This is a genomic window from Acidovorax sp. MR-S7 (assembly GCF_000400995.2).
Classification (GTDB): Bacteria; Pseudomonadota; Gammaproteobacteria; order Burkholderiales; family Burkholderiaceae_C; genus MR-S7.
In genome coordinates, this window is sequence record NZ_DF238908.1 from 118,973 (window position 1) to 136,946 (window position 17,974).

Here is a 17,974-nt window from a genome sequence, read left to right on the forward strand (position 1 = left end):
GCACGCCCCTTTTCCCCGCCCCCCTCTTCCCTCGAAAGAAAGACCGACATGACCCCTCAAGACCTCAAGGACGTGATGAGCTCCGGCCTGCTGTCCTTCCCCCTGACCGACTTCGACGCCAATGGCGACTTCAACGCCAAGGGCTACGCGGCGCGCCTGGAGTGGCTCGCCCCCTACGGCGCCAGCGCCCTTTTCGCGGCGGGCGGCACGGGCGAGTTCTTCTCGCTCACGGGCGGCGAGTACCCGGCCATCATCAAGACCGCCGTGGACACCTGCAAGGGCAAGGTGCCCATCATCGCCGGCGCGGGCGGCCCCACGCGCTTCGCCATCGAGTGCGCGCAGGCGGCCGAGAAGGCCGGCGCCCACGGCATCCTGCTGCTGCCGCACTACCTGACCGAAGCCAGCCAGGAGGGCCTGGCCGCCCACGTCGAGGCGGTGTGCAAGAGCGTGGACTTCGGCGTGATCATCTACAACCGCGGCATCAGCCGCTTCGCGCCCGAGACCGTGGCGCGCCTGGCCGAGCGCAACCCCAACCTGGTCGGCTACAAGGACGGCGTGGGCGATATCGAGGCCCAGTGCGCCATGTACCTGACCCTGGGCGACCGCCTGGCCTACCTGGGCGGCCTGCCCACGGCCGAGGTCTACGCGGCAGCCTACAAGGCGCTGGGCACGCCGGTGTATTCGTCGGCCGTCTTCAACTTCATCCCCAAGACGGCGATGCGCTTCTACGAAGCGGTAAAGAACGACGACATGGCCACGCAGCACCGGCTGCTCAAGGATTTCTTCATCCCGTACCTGAAGATCCGCAACAAGGGCGAGGGCTATGCGGTGAGCATCGTCAAGGCCGGCGCGAAGATCGTCGGCCACGATGCCGGCCCCGTGCGCGCGCCGCTGTCCGAGCTCAAGCCCGCCGAATACGAGGCGCTGGCCCAGCTCATCGCCACGCTGGACGAATAAGACCGCCATACCGAGGAGACAAGCCATGAAGAAACTGCTCGCGGCCCTCGCGCTCGCCGCCCTGTCCGCCACCGCGGCCGCCTGGCCGGACAAGACCGTCACCATCGTCGTGCCCTTCCCGCCCGGCGGCTCCACCGACACCATCGCCCGCGCCATGGCACAGAAGATGGGCGACACGCTCGGCCAATCCTTCGTGGTGGACAACCGCCCTGGCGCCACCGGCACCATCGGCGCTACGGCCGTCAAGCGCGCGCCGGCCGACGGCTACACGCTGCTGTTCGCCTCGCTCGGCCCCTACGTCATCACGCCGCACCTGATGAAGTCCGCGCCCTACGACGCTGCGGCGGACTTCGACTACATCAGCGTGCCCGTGCAGGCGCCCAACGTCCTCGTGGCCTCGTCCGCGCAGCAAGCCCGCACCGTGGCTGAGGTGGTGGCCGCGCTCAAGGCGCAGCCGGGCAAGCTCAGCTTCGCCAGCTCGGGCAACGGCTCGTCGGACCATCTCTCGGCCGAGATGTTCTGGCAGCAGAGCGGCACCTCGGGCACCCACGTGCCCTACAAGGGCGGCGCGCCGGCCATCAACGACCTGCTGGGCGGGCAGGTGGATTTCTCGTTCCAGAACGTGAACGCCGTGCTACCGCACATCCGCGCCGGCAAGCTGCGCGCCATCGCCGTCACCGGCGACAAGCGCTCTCCCGTGCTGCCGGACGTGCCCACGCTGGCCGAGGCCGGCGTCCAGGGCGCAGAGGTCTATTCATGGCAAGGCCTGGCCGCGCCCAAGGGCCTGCCCCCCGACGTGAAGGCCAGGCTCGGCCAGGCCGCGGTCGATGCCATCCGCGCCCCGGCCATCGCCAAGCGCTTCACCGACCAGGGGCTGGAGATCGTGGGCAGCACGCCCGCCGAATTCACGGCCTTCCAGGCACGCGAGAACACGCGCTGGAAAAACCTCATCCAGACCCGCAAGATCACCATCGACTGAAATGAAGCGCCCCCCTGAGCCGCTGCGCGGCTTCCCCCCGCTCTCGGCTTCGCCGGGCAGGGGGACGCAGCCAGCGCGGCGGGGCGGCCCTTGCGCGGCTGCCCGCGCCTCGGCCGCGCCAGTTCCAGAAGCAGAGGGCAGCGCAACGCGCCATGGAGAACTGACATGACAACCACCACCCCGACCATCACCGACATCGAAGTCATCCCCGTCGCCGGCCGCGACGGCATGCTGATGAACCTGAGCGGCGCGCACGGCCCGTTCTTCACGCGCAACGTGCTGCTGATCCACGACAGCGCGGGCCGCACCGGCGTGGGCGAGGTGCCCGGCGGCGAAGGCATCCGCCAGGCGCTGGAGGACAGCAAGCGCGTGCTGATCGGCCAGTCCATCGGCCAGCACCTGCAACTGCTGCGGCAGGTGCAAGACGCCCTGGAGGGCCGCGACACGGGCGGGCGCGGCCTGCAGACGTTCGACCTGCGCATCGGCGTGCATGCCGTCACCGCCGTCGAATCGTGCCTGCTCGACCTGCTGGGCCAGCACCTGGGCGTGCCCGTGGCCGCGCTGCTGGGCGAAGGCCAGCAGCGCGAGCGCGTGGAGATGCTGGGCTACCTGTTCTTCGTCGGCCCGAGCGGCAAGACCGGCCTGCCCTACGTCAAGCCCGGCGAAGACACGAGCGGCAGCGACGCCTGGACCCAGGTGCGCCACATGGAGGCCATGACGCCCGAATCAATAGTGCGCCAAGCCGAGGCCGCGCACGCGCGCTACGGCTTCAACGACTTCAAGCTCAAGGGCGGCGTACTGGCCGGTGAAGAGGAAGTCGCGGCCGTCACCGCGCTGGCCAAGCGCTTCCCCGAAGCACGCGTCACGCTCGACCCCAACGGCGGCTGGCTGCTCAAGGACGCCATCCGCCTGATGCGCGACATGCGCGGCGTGCTGGCCTATGCCGAAGACCCCTGCGGCGCCGAGGGCGGCTTCTCCGGCCGCGAGGTGATGGCCGAATTCCGCCGCGCCACCGGCCTGCCCACTGCCACCAACATGGTCGCCACCGACTGGCGCCAGATGGTGCATGCGCTGTCGCTGCAATCGGTGGACATTCCGCTGGCCGACCCGCATTTCTGGACGATGGCCGGCAGCGTGCGCGTGGGCCAGACCTGCCGCGACTGGGGCCTGACCTGGGGCTCGCACTCCAACAACCATTTCGACATCTCGCTGGCCATGTTCACCCACGTGGCCGCCGCCGTGCCCGGCAAGGTCACGGCCATCGACACGCACTGGATCTGGCAGGACGGGCAGTTCCTGACCCAAAACCCGCTGCAGATCCGCGGCGGCTTCGTCGATGTGCCGACGGCGCCGGGCCTGGGCGTGACCGTGGATCGCGCCGCGCTGCAGCGCACCAACGCGCTCTACCAGCAGCACGGCCTGGGCGCACGCGACGACGCCGTGGCCATGCAGCACCTGATCCCCGGCTGGAAGTTCGACAACAAGCGGCCCTGCATGGTTCGTTAGCCAAATAGGCCTCCAGCGCTTTTCCATCAAGCGCGAGCAGCTATTAATAAGAGAGCAATCATGTCCCGACACGACAACCTGATCAACGGCGCCTGGACGCCCGGCAAGTCCTACGCGCCCAACACCAACCCCAGCCACCTCGCCGACCTGATCGGCGAGTACGCCCAGGGCGATGCCGCCGACGTGGATGCGGCCGTGGCCGCCGCAGTGGCCGCGTTTCCCGCGTGGAGCACTTCGGGCATCCAGGCGCGCTCCGATGCGCTGGATCGCATCGGCTCGGAGATCCTCGCGCGCAAGGAGGAACTCGGCGAGCTGCTGGCGCGCGAGGAAGGCAAGGTGCGCGGCGAAGCCATCGGCGAGGTCATGCGCTCGGGCCAGATCTTCAAGTTCTTCGCGGGCGAATGCCTGCGGCTGGCGGGCGAGACGCTGCCCTCCGTGCGCCCCGGCATCGGCGTGGAGATCACGCGCGAACCGATCGGCGTGGTCGGCCTCATCACGCCGTGGAACTTCCCCATCGCCATCCCGGCCTGGAAGATCGCCCCGGCACTGGCTTTCGGCAATTGCGTGGTCATCAAGCCCGCCGATCTGGTGCCGGGCTGTGCCTGGGCGCTGGCGGACATCATCCACCGCTCGGGCATTCCGGCCGGGGTGTTCAACCTCGTCATGGGCCGGGGGCGCGTGATCGGCGATGCGCTGGTGCGCCACCCGGGCATTGCGGCCATCAGCTTCACGGGGTCGGTCGGCGTGGGCCGGGGGATTGCCGCCGCTTGCGTGGAGAACGGCAAGAAGGTGCAGTTGGAGATGGGCGGCAAGAACCCGCAGGTGGTGCTGGACGATGCCGACCTGAAGCAGGCGGTGGAGCTGTCGGCGCAGAGCTGCTTTTATTCCACGGGCCAGCGCTGCACGGCATCGAGCCGCCTGATCGTGACAGACAAGATCTACCCGGCCTTCGTCGAGGCGCTGAAGAGCCGCATCGAAGCGATCAAGGTCGGCGCCGCGCTGGCCGCGGGCACGGACATGGGGCCGGTGGTGAGCCAGGCGCAGCTCGAACAGGATTTGAGCTATGTCGAGATCGGCAAGGCCGAGGGCGCGCAGCTCGTCAGCGGCGGCGGCCGCGTGGCCTGCCACACGGGCAGCGGGCACGAGGGCTATTTCATGGCGCCGGCGCTGTTCGCCGATACCACGCCCGCCATGCGCATCAACCGCGAGGAGATCTTCGGCCCCGTGGCCAGCGTGATCCGCGTGAAGGACTATGAAGAAGCGCTGGCCGTGGCCAACGCTACGGAGTTCGGCCTGTCGGCGGGCATCGCCACGACCAGCCTGAAACACGCCACGCACTTCAAGCGCCATGCCCAGGCCGGCATGGTGATGGTGAACCTGCCCACAGCGGGGGTGGACTACCACGTGCCGTTCGGCGGACGCAAGGGCAGCAGCTACGGCCCGCGCGAGCAGGGGCGCTATGCGCAGGAATTCTTCACCACCGTGAAGACGGCCTACACCCTGGCCTGATCGCTCCCAGAAGAATAGCTGGCAGCGCTTGCCCGGCAAACGCTGGAGGCCGTTTTGGCTTCAAGCCTGCCCCAGCCGCTGCAGCAGCTGCGCCGCCACCGCCACGGCGATCACCTCGGGCTCCTTGCCCGCGATGCCGGGCACGCCGATGGGGCAGGTCACCTGCGCCAGCTCCTGCTCCGAAAAGCCGCGCGCCGCCAGCCGGTGGCGGAACGTCGCCCACTTGGTGCGGCTGCCGATGAGGCCGATGAAGGGCAGATCGCCGCGCGCGCGCTGGCGCGCCAGGCAGGCAGCCACGATGTCCAGGTCCTCCGCGTGGCTGAAGCTCATGATGAGCACGAACGAGCGCGGCGCGAGGCCGGGCACTGCCGCCTGCACCGGGTCGGAGTGTTCGCACAGCGCCTGCGGCGGCGGCGCGGGGGGAAACACCCCGTCGCGGCTGTCGATCCAGTGCAGCGCGAAGGGCAACGGCGCCAGCACGCGCGCCAGCGCGTGGCCCACGTGGCCGCCGCCGAACAGCGCCACCGGGTGCAGGGGCGGCGCCAGGCGCTCGCGCAGCGCCGGCGCGTCCTCCGCGCCCACGCACTCGAAGCGCAGCACCACCACGCCGCCGCAGCACTGGCCCAGGCTGGGTCCCAGCGCCCGGCGCACCAGCGGCGCGCGCGCCGGCCGCCCGGCCAGGTGGTCCGCCAGGCGCTCGCGCGCCTCCTGCAGGGCCTGCAGCTCCAGGTGCCCGCCGCCGATGGTGCCCAGCGGCGTATCGTGTCCCGCCAGCAGGGCCATCCAGGCCCCGCGCTCGCGCGGCACCGAGCCTTGGGTAGACTCCACCGTCACCAGGCACGCGGGCGCCGCCTGGATGTGTTCGAGCAAGCGATGCAACGCCGTCCGCATGTGTTCCCGCCTCTGGTTCGCCATTCACCTACCGACCATCATGTCCCAGTCCCCCGACCAGCGTCCCCCGGCCCGCAAGCGCCCCTTCTGGCTGCCGGCCAGTCTCATGGCGGCCGTGGCGGCCATCGTGGCGGCCTGCAAGTCCGGGCCGGAGCCCGAGCCCGCGCCCGCCCCGGCCGCGCCCGGCAGCGACGCCCGCGTGACCGGCCCCGTGCCCGCGGCCCAGGGCTCGGCGCGCGCCTCGGGTGCCGCCACGCCGCGCGCCTACCGTCAGGACGCGGCCACGCACCTGTACGGCCTGAACGCGCAGCGCATCTACAAGGGCAAGCTGCCGCCGCTGCTCTACGCCATCGGCGTGCTGGAGGTGGACATCGACCGCGCGGGCCGCGTGACCGCCCTGCGCTGGATGCGCGCGCCGCGCCATGCGCCCGAGGTGGTCAAGGAGATCGAGCGCACAGTGCGCGCCGCCGCGCCCTTCCCCGTGCCCGCGCGCATGCAGCGCGTGACCTATACCGACACCTGGCTGTGGGACAAGTCGGGCCATTTCCAGCTCGATACGCTGACCGAAGGGCAGCTCTAGGGCCCTCTGCACGAATCGAGCGGCAAGCGTGCGAGATGCACACGGCGCGGTGATTCGTGCAGAGGGTCCCTAATTCAGGAACCGCGGTAGGTGGAATAGCTCCACGGGCTCACCAGCAGGGGCACGTGGTAGTGCTGGTCCGCGTGGGCGATGCCGAAGTCCAGGCTCACGCGGCCCAGGAAGTTGGGCTCGGGCAGTTGCACGCCCCTGGCCTTGAAATACGCGGCCACGTCGAAGGTCAGCCGGTAGGTGCCGGGGCGCAGGCTGGCGTTGTCGAACAGCGGCGCATCGGTGCGGCCGTCGTGGTTGAGGGTCAGGCGCTTGACCAGCGTGGCCTGCTCGCCGCTGGTGGCATACAGCGCGACCTCCATGCCCGCGGCGGGGCAGCCGTGCATGGTGTCGAGGACGTGGGTGCTGAGGCCCATGGGGCTTCTCCTGAAGTGGTTTCGGGTACGAGAAAGTGTATACAGTTTTTGTACTCTCTTGCCAGCGCCGCACCGGGCGTTTACCCTGCGGCCCATCCCCAACCACCAGGAGACACCGAATGCAATTCCGCTCCACCCTGCTGGCCGGCAGCCTTGCGCTGGCCCTGGCCAGCCTGGTCGCCTGCAGCAGCCCGCAGCCGCCGGCGCCCGCTGCCGCCGTGCAGCCCGCGGCCGCCACCGCGCAGCCCAGCGCCGCGCAGGCCGCCGCCGCGGCCTATGACTTCGACATGGATGTGTTCCACCCCGTGGTGGCCAAGAACGGCATGGTGGCCAGCGAGCAGGAGCTGGCCTCGCGCATCGGGCTGGACATCCTCAAGGCCGGCGGCAATGCGGTGGACGCCGCCGTGGCCATGGGCTTCGCGCTGGCCGTGGCGCTGCCCAATGCGGGCAACATCGGCGGCGGCGGGTTCATGATGGTGCACGATGCCAGGACCGGCAGGAGCGTGGCGCTGGACTTCCGCGAGGTAGCGCCCTCCAAGGCCACGCGCGACATGTACCTGGACGCCAAGGGCAACGTGGTCGACGGCAAGTCGCTCTACACCCACTACGCCGTGGGCGTGCCCGGCACCGTGGCGGGCATGGAGCATGCGCTCAAGAAGTGGGGCACGATGCCCCTGTCCAAGGTGGTCGCTCCGGCCGTGGCGCTGGCCGACAAGGGCTACCCCGTGAGCGAGACGCTGGCCAAGATCCTGCAGCAGGAGAAGAAGACCATGGGCCGCTGGCCCGCCACCCAGGCCATCTTCTGGAAGAACGGCGAGCCGCTCCAGCGCGGCGACCTGCTGGTGCAGAAGGACCTGGCCCAGTCGCTGCGCCTGATCGGCCAGCAGGGTGCCAAGGTGTTCTACGAAGGCGCCATCGCCCAGAAGATCGCCGCCGAGATGGCCCCGCACGCGGGCGCGATCACGCTGGCCGACCTGAAGAACTACAAGGTCGTCGAGCGCGAGCCCGTGCGCGGCAGCTACCGCGGCTACCAGATCGTGACCATGCCCCCGCCGTCGTCGGGCGGCGCGCACCTGATCCAGATCCTCAACATGATGGAGCGCTGGCCCATGAACCAGTGGGGCGTGAACAGCGCCCAGAGCGTGCACCACATGGCCGAGAGCATGAAGCTGGCGTATGCCGACCGCTCCGAGTACCTGGGCGACCCGGACTTCGTGAAGATCCCCCTCAAGGGCCTGACCTCCAAGCGCTACGCCGAGCAGCTCGCCAAGGGCATCGATGCGAACAAGGCGCGCGACGCCAAGGCCATCAAGCCCGGCCAGCCCCAGCCCTACGAGAGCGACCAGACCACGCACTACTCGGTGGTGGACAAGGCCGGCAACGCCGTAGCCGTGACCTACACGCTCAACACCAACTTCGGCAGCGGCATCGTCGCCAAGGGCACGGGCATCCTGCTCAACAACGAGATGGACGACTTCTCCGCCAAGCCCGGCGTGGCCAACGCCTACGGCCTCGTGGGCGGCGACGCCAACGCGGTGGCCGCGGGCAAGCGCCCGCTGTCGTCGATGACGCCCACGCTGGTGCTCAAGGACGGCAAGCCCACGCTGGTGACCGGCAGCCCCGGCGGCGCGCGCATCATCACCACGGTGCTGCAGACGGTAGTCAACACCATCGACTACGGCATGAACCCGTTTGAAGCCGCCGCCACGCCGCGCTTCCACCACCAATGGACGCCCGACGAGCTGCGCATCGAGAAGGGCTTCTCCAACGACACCCTGGCCCTGCTGCGCCAATGGGGCCACAAGGTGGCGGTGAAGCCTTCGATGGGCCGCACACAGACCATCCAGATCCGGGACGGCATGCTCTACGGCGCGTCCGACCCGCGCAACCCGGACGGGCAGACGCTGGGCTATTGAGCCGCCCCCCGCATGAAAGCCGCGCCTTGCGCGGCTTTTTTTCAGGGCGCCAGGCTCGCGCAGTCGATCACGAAGCGGTATTTCACGTCGCCCTTGAGCATGCGCTCGTAGGCGGCGTTGATCTCGTCGGCGCGGATCATCTCCACGTCGGCCACGATGCCGTGCTCGGCGCAGAAGTCCAGCATCTCCTGCGTCTCGGGAATGCCGCCGATCAGCGAGCCCGCGAGGCTGCGGCGCTTCATGATCAGGCTGAACACGTTGGAGGGCGGATGCGGCGAAGCCGGCGCGCCCACCAGCGCCATCGTGCCGTCGCGGCGCAGTAGCGCGAAGAACGGGTCGAGATCGTGCGGCGCGGCCACGGTGTTCAGGATGAAGTCCAGGCTCGCGGCGTGCGCCTTCATCTCGCCGCGGTTGCGCGAGACGACCACCTCGTGCGCACCCAGCGCCCGGGCCGCATCGCGCTTGGATTCGGACGTGGTGAACGCCACCACGTGCGCGCCCATCGCGCGCGCGAGCTTGATGCCCATGTGCCCCAGCCCGCCGATGCCCACCACACCCACCTTGTGGCCCAGCCCCACCTTCCAGTGGCGCAATGGCGAGTAGGTGGTGATGCCCGCACACAGCAGCGGCGCCACGGCGTTGAGCTGCGCTGCGGGGTGGCGCACGCGCAGCACGTAGCGCTCGTGCACCACGATCTGCTGCGAGTAGCCGCCCAGCGTGTGGCCCGGCGCGTCGGGCGTGGGCCCGTTGTAGGTGCCGATCATGTGGTCGCAGTAGTTCTCCAGCCCGTCGCCGCAGTCCGCGCAGTGCCGGCAGCTGTCGACGATGCAGCCCACGCCCACCAGGTCGCCGGGCGCGAAGCCCGACACCTGCGCGCCCACGGCCGCGACGCGGCCCACGATCTCGTGCCCTGGCACGCAAGGAAAGAGCGTGCCCGCCCATTCGGAGCGCACCTGGTGGATGTCGGAATGGCACACGCCGCAATAGGCGATGGCGATCTGCACGTCGTGCGCACCCGGCGCGCGGCGGGTGATGGCGAGCGGCTGCAGGGGCTGGTCGGCGGCCTGGGCGCCGTAGGCTTGGATGGTCATGGCGGTGTTCCTTTCATGGGTGGCACGGGAGCGGGAAAGCCGGAAAGGCGATGGACGCGACAGATAGGCCGCGGCACCGCGGAGCGCCCGCACGGCGCTATCGCAAGAATAGCTGCCCGCGCTTTCTGGACAAGCGCCAGCGGCCATTTTCACGATGAATCCCCTGTGAAATGGGCGCCTTGGCTTGTCACACCGGCTGCGCTGCCGTTAGGCTCGGTCCATGCCCGCGCGCCGCGCCCTCCGGCCAGCGCACCGTGCATCTTCCACCCTTCCACCGGAGAAGCACAGCCATGACCCCGCAGACGATGTTCCTCCACCGCCGGCAGGTGCTGACCGCCACCGGCGCGCTGGCGCTGGGCGGCCTGGCCCGCGCGCAGCAGCCGCCGGCAGGCGGCGCCGGCTACGAGCCGCAGCGCGGCCAGTCCGGCAAGGACGTGATCTGGATCCCCTCGCCCGACGCGCTGGTCAACCGCATGCTGCGCATGGCGCAGCTCACGCCCAAGGACTACGTCATCGACCTCGGTTCGGGCGACGGCAAGATCGTCATCGCCGCCGCGCTCGAAGGGGCGCAGGGCCTGGGCATCGAATACAACCCCGACCTGGTCGAGCTGTCGCGCCGCCGCGCGCAGCAGGCGGGCGTGGCCGGGCGGGCGCGCTTCGAGAAGGCGGACATCTTCGAGTCCGACTTCTCCCGCGCGGACGTGATCACCATGTACCTGCTGCCGCAGCTCAACCTGCGGCTGCGCCACCACATCCTGGCGCTCAAGCCGGGCACGCGCGTGGTCTCGCACGAGTTCCGCATGGGCCGCTGGCGGCCCGACGAGACGGCGCGCATCGCCGCCGCCTCGGTGCACCTGTGGCTGGTGCCGGCCAACGCCGGGGGCGACTGGACGCTGAGCTTCCCGCAAGGCGGCCAGACGGTCAGCGTGCCGATGTCGCTGCGGCAGAGCTTCCAGATGCTCGACGGCAACGCGCGCTTCCCCGACTTCGAGGCGCAGCTGCGCGAGGCGCGCGTGGCCGGCACGCAGGTGAGCTTCGGCTTCACCGACGCGCTGGGGCACCTGCGGCGCTTCAGCGGCCGGCTGGCGGACGATGCGCTCACCGGATCGGTCTACGACTTTTCGGCCGGCGGCGCGCGCGCGCCCTTCAGCGCGCGCCGCACGGGCGCCGCGCCGCCGTTAGACGGCGCCGCCCCCGCGCCCGAGAGCGAGGCCGAGCCGCTGGGCACCGAATGAACGACGCCCCGCAGGCGCAGCCCGCGCAGACGCTGCGCCTGCGCGAGGCGGTGGCCATCATCGTCGGCATCGTCGTCGGCGCCGGCATCTTCAAGTCGCCTTCGCTGGTGGCGCAGTTCACCGGCTCCCCGCAATGGATGATCGCCGCCTGGGTGCTGGGCGGCGCGGTCTCGCTCATCGGCGCGCTCTGCTACGCCGAGCTGGCCGCCGCCTGGCCGCACGCGGGCGGCGACTACCACTTCCTGCGCCTGGCCTACGGGCGGCGGGTGTCGTTCCTGTTCGCGTGGGCGCGCTTTTCCGTCATCACCACCGGCTCCATCGCGCTGCTGGGTTTCGTCTTCGGCGACTACATGAGCGCCGTGCTGCCGCTGGGCGCGCACGGCGCCACGCTGTGGGCGGCCCTGGCCGTCGCCGCGCTCACCTGGCTGAACGTGCGCGGCATCCACGCCAGCGCCGGCACGCAGAGCTGGCTGACGCTGGCCGAGGTGCTGGGCCTGGTGCTGGTGGTGGCCGCCGGACTTTGGCTGTGGGCCGGCGGCACGCCCGCCGCGCCCCTGCCGCCCGCCGATCCCGCCCAGCCCTCCGGCGGCATGCCCAGCCCGGGCATGCTGGGCCTGGCGATGGTGTTCGTGCTGCTGACCTACGGCGGCTGGAACGAGGCCGCCTACCTCAGCGCCGAGTTGCGCGGCCCGCGCCGGCGCATCCTGCACGCTCTGATCATCAGCATCGGCTGCATCACCGCGCTGTACGTGGCGGTGAACCTGGCCTACATGCACGGCCTGGGGCTCCAGGGCATGGCCCGGAGCGAAGCCGTGGCGGCCGACCTGCTGCGCGTGGCCTTCGGGCGCGGCGGCGAGACGCTGATCGCCGCCATGGTGGCCGTCGCGGCGCTGACCTCGATCAACGCCACCATGATCGTCGGCGCGCGCACCAACTTCGCCGTCGGGCGCGACTGGCCGCAGTTGCGCGCGCTGGGCCGCTGGCACCCGCAGCGCGGCGTGCCCACGCTGGCGCTGCTGCTGCAGTCGGGTTTCGCGCTGGCGCTGGTGGCGCTGGGCGGCGCGCTGCGCGGCGGATTCGAGGCCATGGTGGACTACACCGCGCCGGTGTTCTGGAGCTTCTTCCTGCTGAGCACGCTGGCGCTGATCGTGCTGCGCCGCAGGCAACCTGAAACGCCCCGGCCGTTCAAGGTGCCGCTGTACCCGCTGCTGCCTCTGGCCTTCGCCGGCGTGTGCGGGTACATGCTGTGGTCGTCTCTGGTCTATGTGAAGACCGGCGCGCTGGCCGGCGTGGGCGTGCTGCTGGCCGGCGGGCTGGTGATGCTGGCGCTGGAGCGCCGGCCACCCGCCGCGCGGGAAGCGACCGGGCCCGGCGCCTGAACCCAGGGCGCTGCAGGCGGCGGCCCTATGCCGCCCGCGCCTCGGCACGCGATGCGAGGACGACCAGTACGGCCGACACCAGCAGCAGCCCCGCGCTGGCGGCGAACGTACTCCGGTAGCCGCCGTGGTCGAACAGCATCCCGCCCACGGTGGAGCCCAGCGCGATGGACAGCTGGATCATCGCCACCATCAGTCCACCGCCCGCTTCCGCATCGTGCGGAAAAGTGCGCGGCACCCAGGCCCACCAGCCCACGGGCGCGGCCGTGGCGACCAGGCCCCACACGCCCAGCAGCACGACGACCGCCGCCGTCCAGCCGCCGCAGGCCATCAGCGCCCCGGCGATCACGGCCATCAGCAGCGGGATGGCGGCCAGCGTGGCATAGAAGCCGCGCCTCAGCACCGCGCCGACCAACGCGGTGCCGGCGAAGCCCGCCACGCCGATCACCAGCAGCACCAGCGTGACGGTGGAAACCTCCACGCGCGTCACCGTCTCCAGGAACGGCCGCACATAGGTGAACAGCGTGAACTGCCCCATGAAGAACACGCCCACGGCCAGCATGCCCAGCGCCACCACGCGGCGGCGCAGCCGCCTGAACACAGGGCCCGCGCCCGCCGCGCCCTGCCCTGCGGGCATGCGTGGCAGGCTGATCCACTGCCACGCGAAGGCGGCGAGCGCCACCGGCACCAGGCCAAGGAAAGCACCGCGCCAGCCGATGGCCGCGCCCAGCCACGCGCCCAGCGGCGCGGCGATCACCGTCGCCAGCGCGTTGCCGCCGTTGAAGACGGCCAGCGCGCGCGGCACCTGGGCGGCGGGCACCAGCCGCATGGCCGTGGCGGCGGACAGCGACCAGAAGCCGCCCACCACCACGCCGATGAGCGCGCGGCCCAGCATGTAGACGGCGTAGCTGTGCGCCAGCGCGATGACCGCACCCGACAGGCCCATCACCGTCGTCAGCGCGAGCAGCAGCGTTTTCCGGTCCATGCGGTCCGCGATCCGCGCGATGGACAGGCTGGTGACGACAGCGAACGCACCGGAGATGGCGATCCCCTGCCCCGCCATGCCCTCGGTCACGCCCAGGTCGGCCGCCATCGGCGTGAGCAGGCTCACGGGCATGAATTCGGACGCGATCAGCGTGAACACGCACAGCGTCATCGCCAGCACGCCGCTCCAATGGGCGCGCGGTTCGGCAGCCGCCATCACACTGGCGCGAGGTGCTGGCGGAAGAACGCCGCCAGCCTGTCGAACGGCACCCTGCGGTCGTACAGATCGACGTGGTTCGCGCCCGGCACGATCACCAGTTCCTTCGGCTCGGCCGCCGCCGCGTAGGCGGTCTCGCTGAAGTAGCGCGAGTGCGCGCGCTCGCCATGCACCAGCAGGATCGGGCGCGGCGCGATCTCCCGGATGTGGGTGAGGATCGGCAGGTTCATGAACGGCAGCGGCGTGGTCACCGTCCAGGCGTTGCCGGAATTGACCGCGCGCGGGTGGTAGCCGCGCGGCGTGCGGTAGTAGTCGGCGTACTCGACGAGGAACGGCGCCTCGCCGCCCTTCAGCTCGTTGTAGGGCGGCTGGTAGGCGGGCTTGCCGGCTTCCGCATCCTTCCAGCGCTGGCGGCTCAGCTGCTCCAGCGTCTGCGCGCGCTGCCCGGGCGTCATGCTGTCGTCGTAGCCCTTGGACATGACGCGCGTCATGTCGTACATGGTGCTGGCGGCCACCGCCTTGATACGCTTGTCCACGGCGGCGGCGCTCAGCGCCATGCCTCCCCAGCCGCAGATGCCGACGATGCCGATGCGCTCGCGATCCACCTCGGGCAGCAGGCCCAGGCAATCCACCGCCGCGCTGAAATCCTCGACGCTGATGTCCGGCGAAGCGACGTTGCGCGGCTCGCCGCTGCTTTCGCCGGTGTAGGACGGATCGAAAGCCAGCGTGATGAAGCCGCGCTCGGCCAGGGTCTGCGCGTACAGGCCCGACGACTGTTCCTTCACCGCGCCGAACGGGCCACCCACGGCCAGCGCGGCGAGCCTGCCGCTGGCGTTCCTGGGCACGTACAGATCACCCGCCAGCGTGATGCCGTAGCGGTTCTTGAAGCTGACCTTGCGGTGATCGACCTTGTCGCTCTTGGCGAAGGTCTTGTCCCACGCGCCGCCCAGCGGCTGCGAAACGGCGCAGCCCGTGGCGGCGCCCAGGGCGGCGATGCCGGTGCCGGCCATCTTGAGCAGATGGCGACGGCGGGTGTCTTCAAGGGTCTGGGTCATGGCGGGGATTCTTTCGGATTCATCAAATTTGATAGCTGTTCGCGCTTGTTATCCAATGGATTCAAATGGTTTCCGTACCGAAACATCCATATATCAAGCGCTGCCAGCTACTTTTTCAGGAGCACGGCTTCGATGCGCAACCGATACGGCCCCGGCCGCGCCAGCACGGGCAACCCCTCATCCACCTTGCCCAGCGGCAGCAGGCCGCGCGCATACGAGCGCCCCTCGATGAAGATCGCCAGGTTGCCCCAGGGCGCGTAGTGCGTCAGCTCGCCCGCCACGGGCGCCATGCCCTCGGGCGCGCCCTGGGTGGAGAGCTTGCGCGGCAGCGTGGCCACGCGCTCGATGGCGGCGTAGTCCTCCATCGTCAGCGTGAGCGGCAGCAGCGCCGCGAAGTCGCGCGCGGTGGCGTTGTCGTACAGCGTGGCTGTGGCGCTGCGGCCATCGACGGTCAGGCGGATCTGCATGAAAGGCTCCTGCGCGGATGCGCCGCCGGCGGCCAGGGCGAGCAGCAGGGCCAGGGCGTTGCGGCGGGGAAAGGTGGGCATAGGCGGCAAGTGTGCCGGCCGCTCGCCCGCGCGACTAGCTCATCAATGCTTCATGCGCTTATAAGATTGGTTAATCAATCCAACCGCCAGAATCGCGCCATGCGCCGCAACCTCAACGACCTGCTCGCCTTCGTCACCGTCGCGCGCGAGGGCAGCTTCACCCGCGCCGCCGCGCTGCTGGGCGTCACGCAATCGGCACTGAGCCAGGCCGTGCGCGGGCTGGAGGAGCGGCTGCGCATCCGCCTGCTCACGCGCACCACGCGCAGCGTGGCGCCCACGCCGGCGGGCGAGCGGCTGATGCAAGCCATCGGCCACCGCTTCGACGAGATCGAGGCCGAGCTGGATGCGCTCACCGAACTGCGCGACAAGCCCGCGGGCACGGTGCGCATCACTTGCGGCGACTTCGTGCTGCACAGCGTGCTGCTGCCCAAACTCGCGCCGCTGCTGCGCGAGTACCCGGACGTGTCGCTGGAGTTCGACGTGAACTACGGCCTGCGCGACATCGTGGCCGACCGGTTCGATGCGGGCGTGCGCTTCGGCAGCATCGTGGACAAGGACATGATCGCCATCCCCATCGGCCCGCCGCTGCGCCTGGCGGTGGTGGCCTCGCCCGACTACTTCGCCGCGCACCCGGCGCCCAAGAAGCCGCAGGAGTTGACCGCGCACAACTGCATCAACCAGCGCATGCCCACCTCGGGCGGGCTGTACGTGTGGGACTTCGAGCGCCGGGGCCGCAAGCTGAACGTGCGCGTGGACGGGCAGCTGGTCTTCAACACCACGCAGCCGCAGGTGGATGCGGCGCTGGCGGGCCTCGGCATCGCACTGCTGCCCGAGGACGAGGTGATGCCGCACATCGATTCCGGGCGCCTGGTGCGCGTGCTGCAGGACTGGTGCCCGCCGTTCGCGGGCTACCACCTCTACTACCCCAGCCGCCGCCAGCCCTCGCCCGCCTTCGCGCTGGTGTTGGAAGCGCTGCGCGTGACAGCGCCGCGCTAGGCTTTCTGGCCCACCTCGAAATTCGCCATCGTCTCCAGCGCGCGCACCATGCCGGAGTGATCCCAGCCCGCGCCGCCGTGCGCCACGCAGGCGCTGAAAAGCTGCTGCGCGCCCGCCGTGTTGGGCAGGGCCACGCCCAGTTCCTTCGCGGCGGACAAGGCGAGGTTCAAGTCCTTCTGGTGCAGCGCGATGCGAAAGCCCGGATCGAACGTGCGCTTGATCATGCGCTCGGCATGCACCTCCAGAATCTTCGACGAGGCGAAGCCGCCCAGCAGCGCCTCGCGCACCCGCGCCGGGTCTGCGCCCGCGCGGGAGGCGAACAGCAGCGCCTCGGCCACGGCCTCGATGTTCAGCGCCACGATGATCTGGTTGGCCACCTTGGCGGTCTGGCCGTCGCCGTTGCCGCCGACCAGGGTGATGTTCTTGCCCATCTTCTCGAACAGGGGCTTGACGCGCTCGAACACCGCATCGGGCCCGCCCACCATGATGGAGAGCGTGGCGTTCTTCGCGCCCACCTCGCCGCCGGAAACGGGCGCGTCGAGGTACCGGGCGCCCAGCGCTTCGATGCGGCGCGCGAAGTCCTTGGTGGCGACGGGCGAGATGGAACTCATGTCCACCACGATCTTGCCGCTGCCGTTCTTCAGGCCCTCGGCCACGCCGCCCGCGCCGAACAGCACCTTCTCCACGTCGGGTGTGTCGGGCAGCATCAGGAAGACGATGTCGGCGCGTTCGGCCACGCCGCGCGCCGTCGTGCACTGCGTGGCGCTGCTTTGCGCGATGGCGGGCGCCACCTTGCCGCGCGTGTGCACGAAGAGCTGGTGGCCCGCAGCGATCAGGTGGCCGCACATGGGCGCGCCCATGATGCCCAGGCCGATGAAGCCGAGTTTGAGGGGGGTGTCGGTCATGGAAGTTTTCCTTTCTGTTGTCTTCAATGGTTCTTGAGCCAGCCCAGGCCCGCCTCGGTGCCCCGCGCGGGCTTGTATTCGCAGCCCACCCAGCCCTGGTAGCCGATGCGGTCGAGGTGCGCGAACAGGTACGGGTAGTTGATCTCGCCGGTGCCGGGTTCGTTGCGGCCGGGGTTGTCGGCCAACTGCACGTGGGCGATGCGCGGCAGGTGCTTTTGCAGCGTGGCGGCCAGTTCGCCCTCGGTGCGCTGGGCGTGGTAGATGTCGTACTGCACGAAGGCGTTGGTAGCGCCCACCTCGTCGAGGATGGCGATGGCCTCATCCGTGCGGTTCAGTACGAATCCGGGGATGTCGAACGGGTTGATGGGCTCGATTAGCAGGCGCAGGCCCGCGTCGCCCAGCCGGGCGGCGGCGTGGCGCAGGTTGCCAACGAAGGTGCGGCGCAGCGTGGCCGCGTCCACGCCCGCGGGCGCCTTACCCGCGAGGCAGTTGAGCTGCGGCACGCCGAGCGCCTTCGCGTAGCCGATGGCGCGCTCCACGCCCTCGCGGAATTCCTCCACGCGATCGGGGTGACAGGCGATGCCGCGCTCGCCCGCGTCCCAGTCGCCCGCGGGCAGGTTATGCAGCACGATCTGCAGGCCGGTGGCGTCCAGGCGCGCCTTGATTTCTTGCGCGGTGTGGGCATAAGGGAAGAGGAATTCCACGGCCTCGAATCCGGCGCGTGCAGCGCGCTCGAAGCGGTCGAGGAACGGCACCTCGGTGAACAGCATGCTGAGGTTGGCGGCAAAGCGGGGCATTTGTCCG

At 70.2% G+C, this 17,974-nt stretch carries 17 protein-coding genes; 9 read left to right on the plus strand and 8 right to left on the minus strand.

What is annotated here, in order from left to right:
- Positions 1-48: 48 nt before the first annotated feature.
- The 4 genes from kdgD to AVS7_RS06545 all read left to right on the plus strand — a co-directional run bounded on the left by kdgD (position 49) and on the right by AVS7_RS06545 (position 4,951).
- Positions 49-957, plus strand: coding sequence for a 5-dehydro-4-deoxyglucarate dehydratase (kdgD, locus tag AVS7_RS06530; RefSeq protein WP_020227625.1), 909 nt, complete (start codon positions 49-51; stop codon positions 955-957).
- A gap of 25 nt (positions 958-982) precedes the next feature.
- Positions 983-1,936, plus strand: coding sequence for a tripartite tricarboxylate transporter substrate binding protein (locus AVS7_RS06535; RefSeq protein ID WP_020227626.1), 954 nt, complete (start codon positions 983-985; stop codon positions 1,934-1,936).
- A gap of 165 nt (positions 1,937-2,101) precedes the next feature.
- A complete protein-coding gene (locus AVS7_RS06540; RefSeq protein WP_020227627.1) occupies positions 2,102-3,442 on the plus strand; it encodes an enolase C-terminal domain-like protein in 1,341 nt (446 codons plus the stop codon).
- A gap of 60 nt (positions 3,443-3,502) precedes the next feature.
- The gene (locus AVS7_RS06545) at positions 3,503-4,951 is read left to right on the plus strand and encodes an aldehyde dehydrogenase family protein (protein ID WP_020227628.1); all 1,449 of its coding nucleotides are present in this window, start codon (positions 3,503-3,505) and stop codon (positions 4,949-4,951) included.
- A 60-nt stretch (positions 4,952-5,011) separates the two neighbouring features.
- On the opposite strand, the gene xdhC is transcribed toward AVS7_RS06545, so the two are convergent.
- Positions 5,012-5,842: a xanthine dehydrogenase accessory protein XdhC gene (xdhC, locus tag AVS7_RS06550; RefSeq protein WP_024001053.1), complete on the minus strand. Its 831-nt coding sequence runs from the start codon at positions 5,840-5,842 to the stop codon at positions 5,012-5,014.
- Between the two features lie 106 nt (positions 5,843-5,948).
- Between xdhC and AVS7_RS06555 the strand changes: the two genes are divergently transcribed.
- A complete protein-coding gene (locus tag AVS7_RS06555; protein WP_020227631.1) occupies positions 5,949-6,422 on the plus strand; it encodes a hypothetical protein in 474 nt (157 codons plus the stop codon).
- A 74-nt stretch (positions 6,423-6,496) separates the two neighbouring features.
- On the opposite strand, the gene uraH is transcribed toward AVS7_RS06555, so the two are convergent.
- A complete protein-coding gene (uraH, locus tag AVS7_RS06560) occupies positions 6,497-6,847 on the minus strand; it encodes a hydroxyisourate hydrolase (protein ID WP_020227632.1) in 351 nt (116 codons plus the stop codon).
- 119 nt (positions 6,848-6,966) lie between these two features.
- Here uraH and ggt point away from each other — a divergent pair, with 119 nt between their 5' ends.
- Positions 6,967-8,763, plus strand: a complete 1,797-nt coding sequence (gene ggt, locus AVS7_RS06565) for a gamma-glutamyltransferase (protein ID WP_020227633.1) — start codon at positions 6,967-6,969, stop codon at positions 8,761-8,763.
- A 41-nt stretch (positions 8,764-8,804) separates the two neighbouring features.
- Here the strand turns inward: ggt and AVS7_RS06570 are convergent, their stop codons facing one another.
- Positions 8,805-9,854 (minus strand): NAD(P)-dependent alcohol dehydrogenase, encoded by a 1,050-nt coding sequence (locus AVS7_RS06570; RefSeq protein ID WP_020227634.1) that lies wholly within the window; start codon positions 9,852-9,854, stop codon positions 8,805-8,807.
- A gap of 290 nt (positions 9,855-10,144) precedes the next feature.
- Between AVS7_RS06570 and AVS7_RS06575 the strand changes: the two genes are divergently transcribed.
- Together AVS7_RS06575 and AVS7_RS06580 are read left to right on the plus strand one after the other, a co-directional pair.
- A complete protein-coding gene (locus tag AVS7_RS06575) occupies positions 10,145-11,089 on the plus strand; it encodes a methyltransferase domain-containing protein (protein ID WP_020227635.1) in 945 nt (314 codons plus the stop codon).
- Positions 11,086-12,468, plus strand: coding sequence for an APC family permease (locus AVS7_RS06580; RefSeq protein WP_020227636.1), 1,383 nt, complete (start codon positions 11,086-11,088; stop codon positions 12,466-12,468). The genes AVS7_RS06575 and AVS7_RS06580 overlap by 4 nt, the downstream gene beginning before the upstream one ends.
- Before the next feature lie 25 nt (positions 12,469-12,493).
- Here AVS7_RS06580 and AVS7_RS06585 read toward each other — a convergent pair whose 3' ends face one another.
- The 3 genes from AVS7_RS06585 to AVS7_RS06595 all read right to left on the minus strand — a co-directional run bounded on the left by AVS7_RS06585 (position 12,494) and on the right by AVS7_RS06595 (position 15,269).
- Positions 12,494-13,666, minus strand: a complete 1,173-nt coding sequence (locus AVS7_RS06585) for an MFS transporter (RefSeq protein WP_020227637.1) — start codon at positions 13,664-13,666, stop codon at positions 12,494-12,496.
- Entirely contained in the window at positions 13,666-14,721 is a 1,056-nt protein-coding gene (locus tag AVS7_RS06590) for an alpha/beta hydrolase (RefSeq protein WP_020227638.1), read from the minus strand. Before AVS7_RS06590 ends, AVS7_RS06585 begins: the two co-directional genes overlap by 1 nt.
- A 107-nt stretch (positions 14,722-14,828) precedes the next feature.
- Positions 14,829-15,269, minus strand: coding sequence for a cyclophilin-like fold protein (locus AVS7_RS06595; RefSeq protein ID WP_020227639.1), 441 nt, complete (start codon positions 15,267-15,269; stop codon positions 14,829-14,831).
- A gap of 99 nt (positions 15,270-15,368) precedes the next feature.
- Here AVS7_RS06595 and AVS7_RS06600 point away from each other — a divergent pair, with 99 nt between their 5' ends.
- A complete protein-coding gene (locus tag AVS7_RS06600) occupies positions 15,369-16,265 on the plus strand; it encodes a LysR family transcriptional regulator (protein WP_020227640.1) in 897 nt (298 codons plus the stop codon).
- On the opposite strand, the gene glxR is transcribed toward AVS7_RS06600, so the two are convergent.
- Together glxR and hyi are read right to left on the minus strand one after the other, a co-directional pair.
- The gene (glxR, locus tag AVS7_RS06605; RefSeq protein WP_020227641.1) at positions 16,262-17,170 is read right to left on the minus strand and encodes a 2-hydroxy-3-oxopropionate reductase; all 909 of its coding nucleotides are present in this window, start codon (positions 17,168-17,170) and stop codon (positions 16,262-16,264) included. The two genes, AVS7_RS06600 and glxR, sit on opposite strands and share 4 nt — an antisense overlap.
- 23 nt (positions 17,171-17,193) lie before the next feature.
- Entirely contained in the window at positions 17,194-17,967 is a 774-nt protein-coding gene (hyi, locus tag AVS7_RS06610) for a hydroxypyruvate isomerase (RefSeq protein WP_020227642.1), read from the minus strand.
- Between the last annotated feature and the right edge of the window lie 7 nt (positions 17,968-17,974).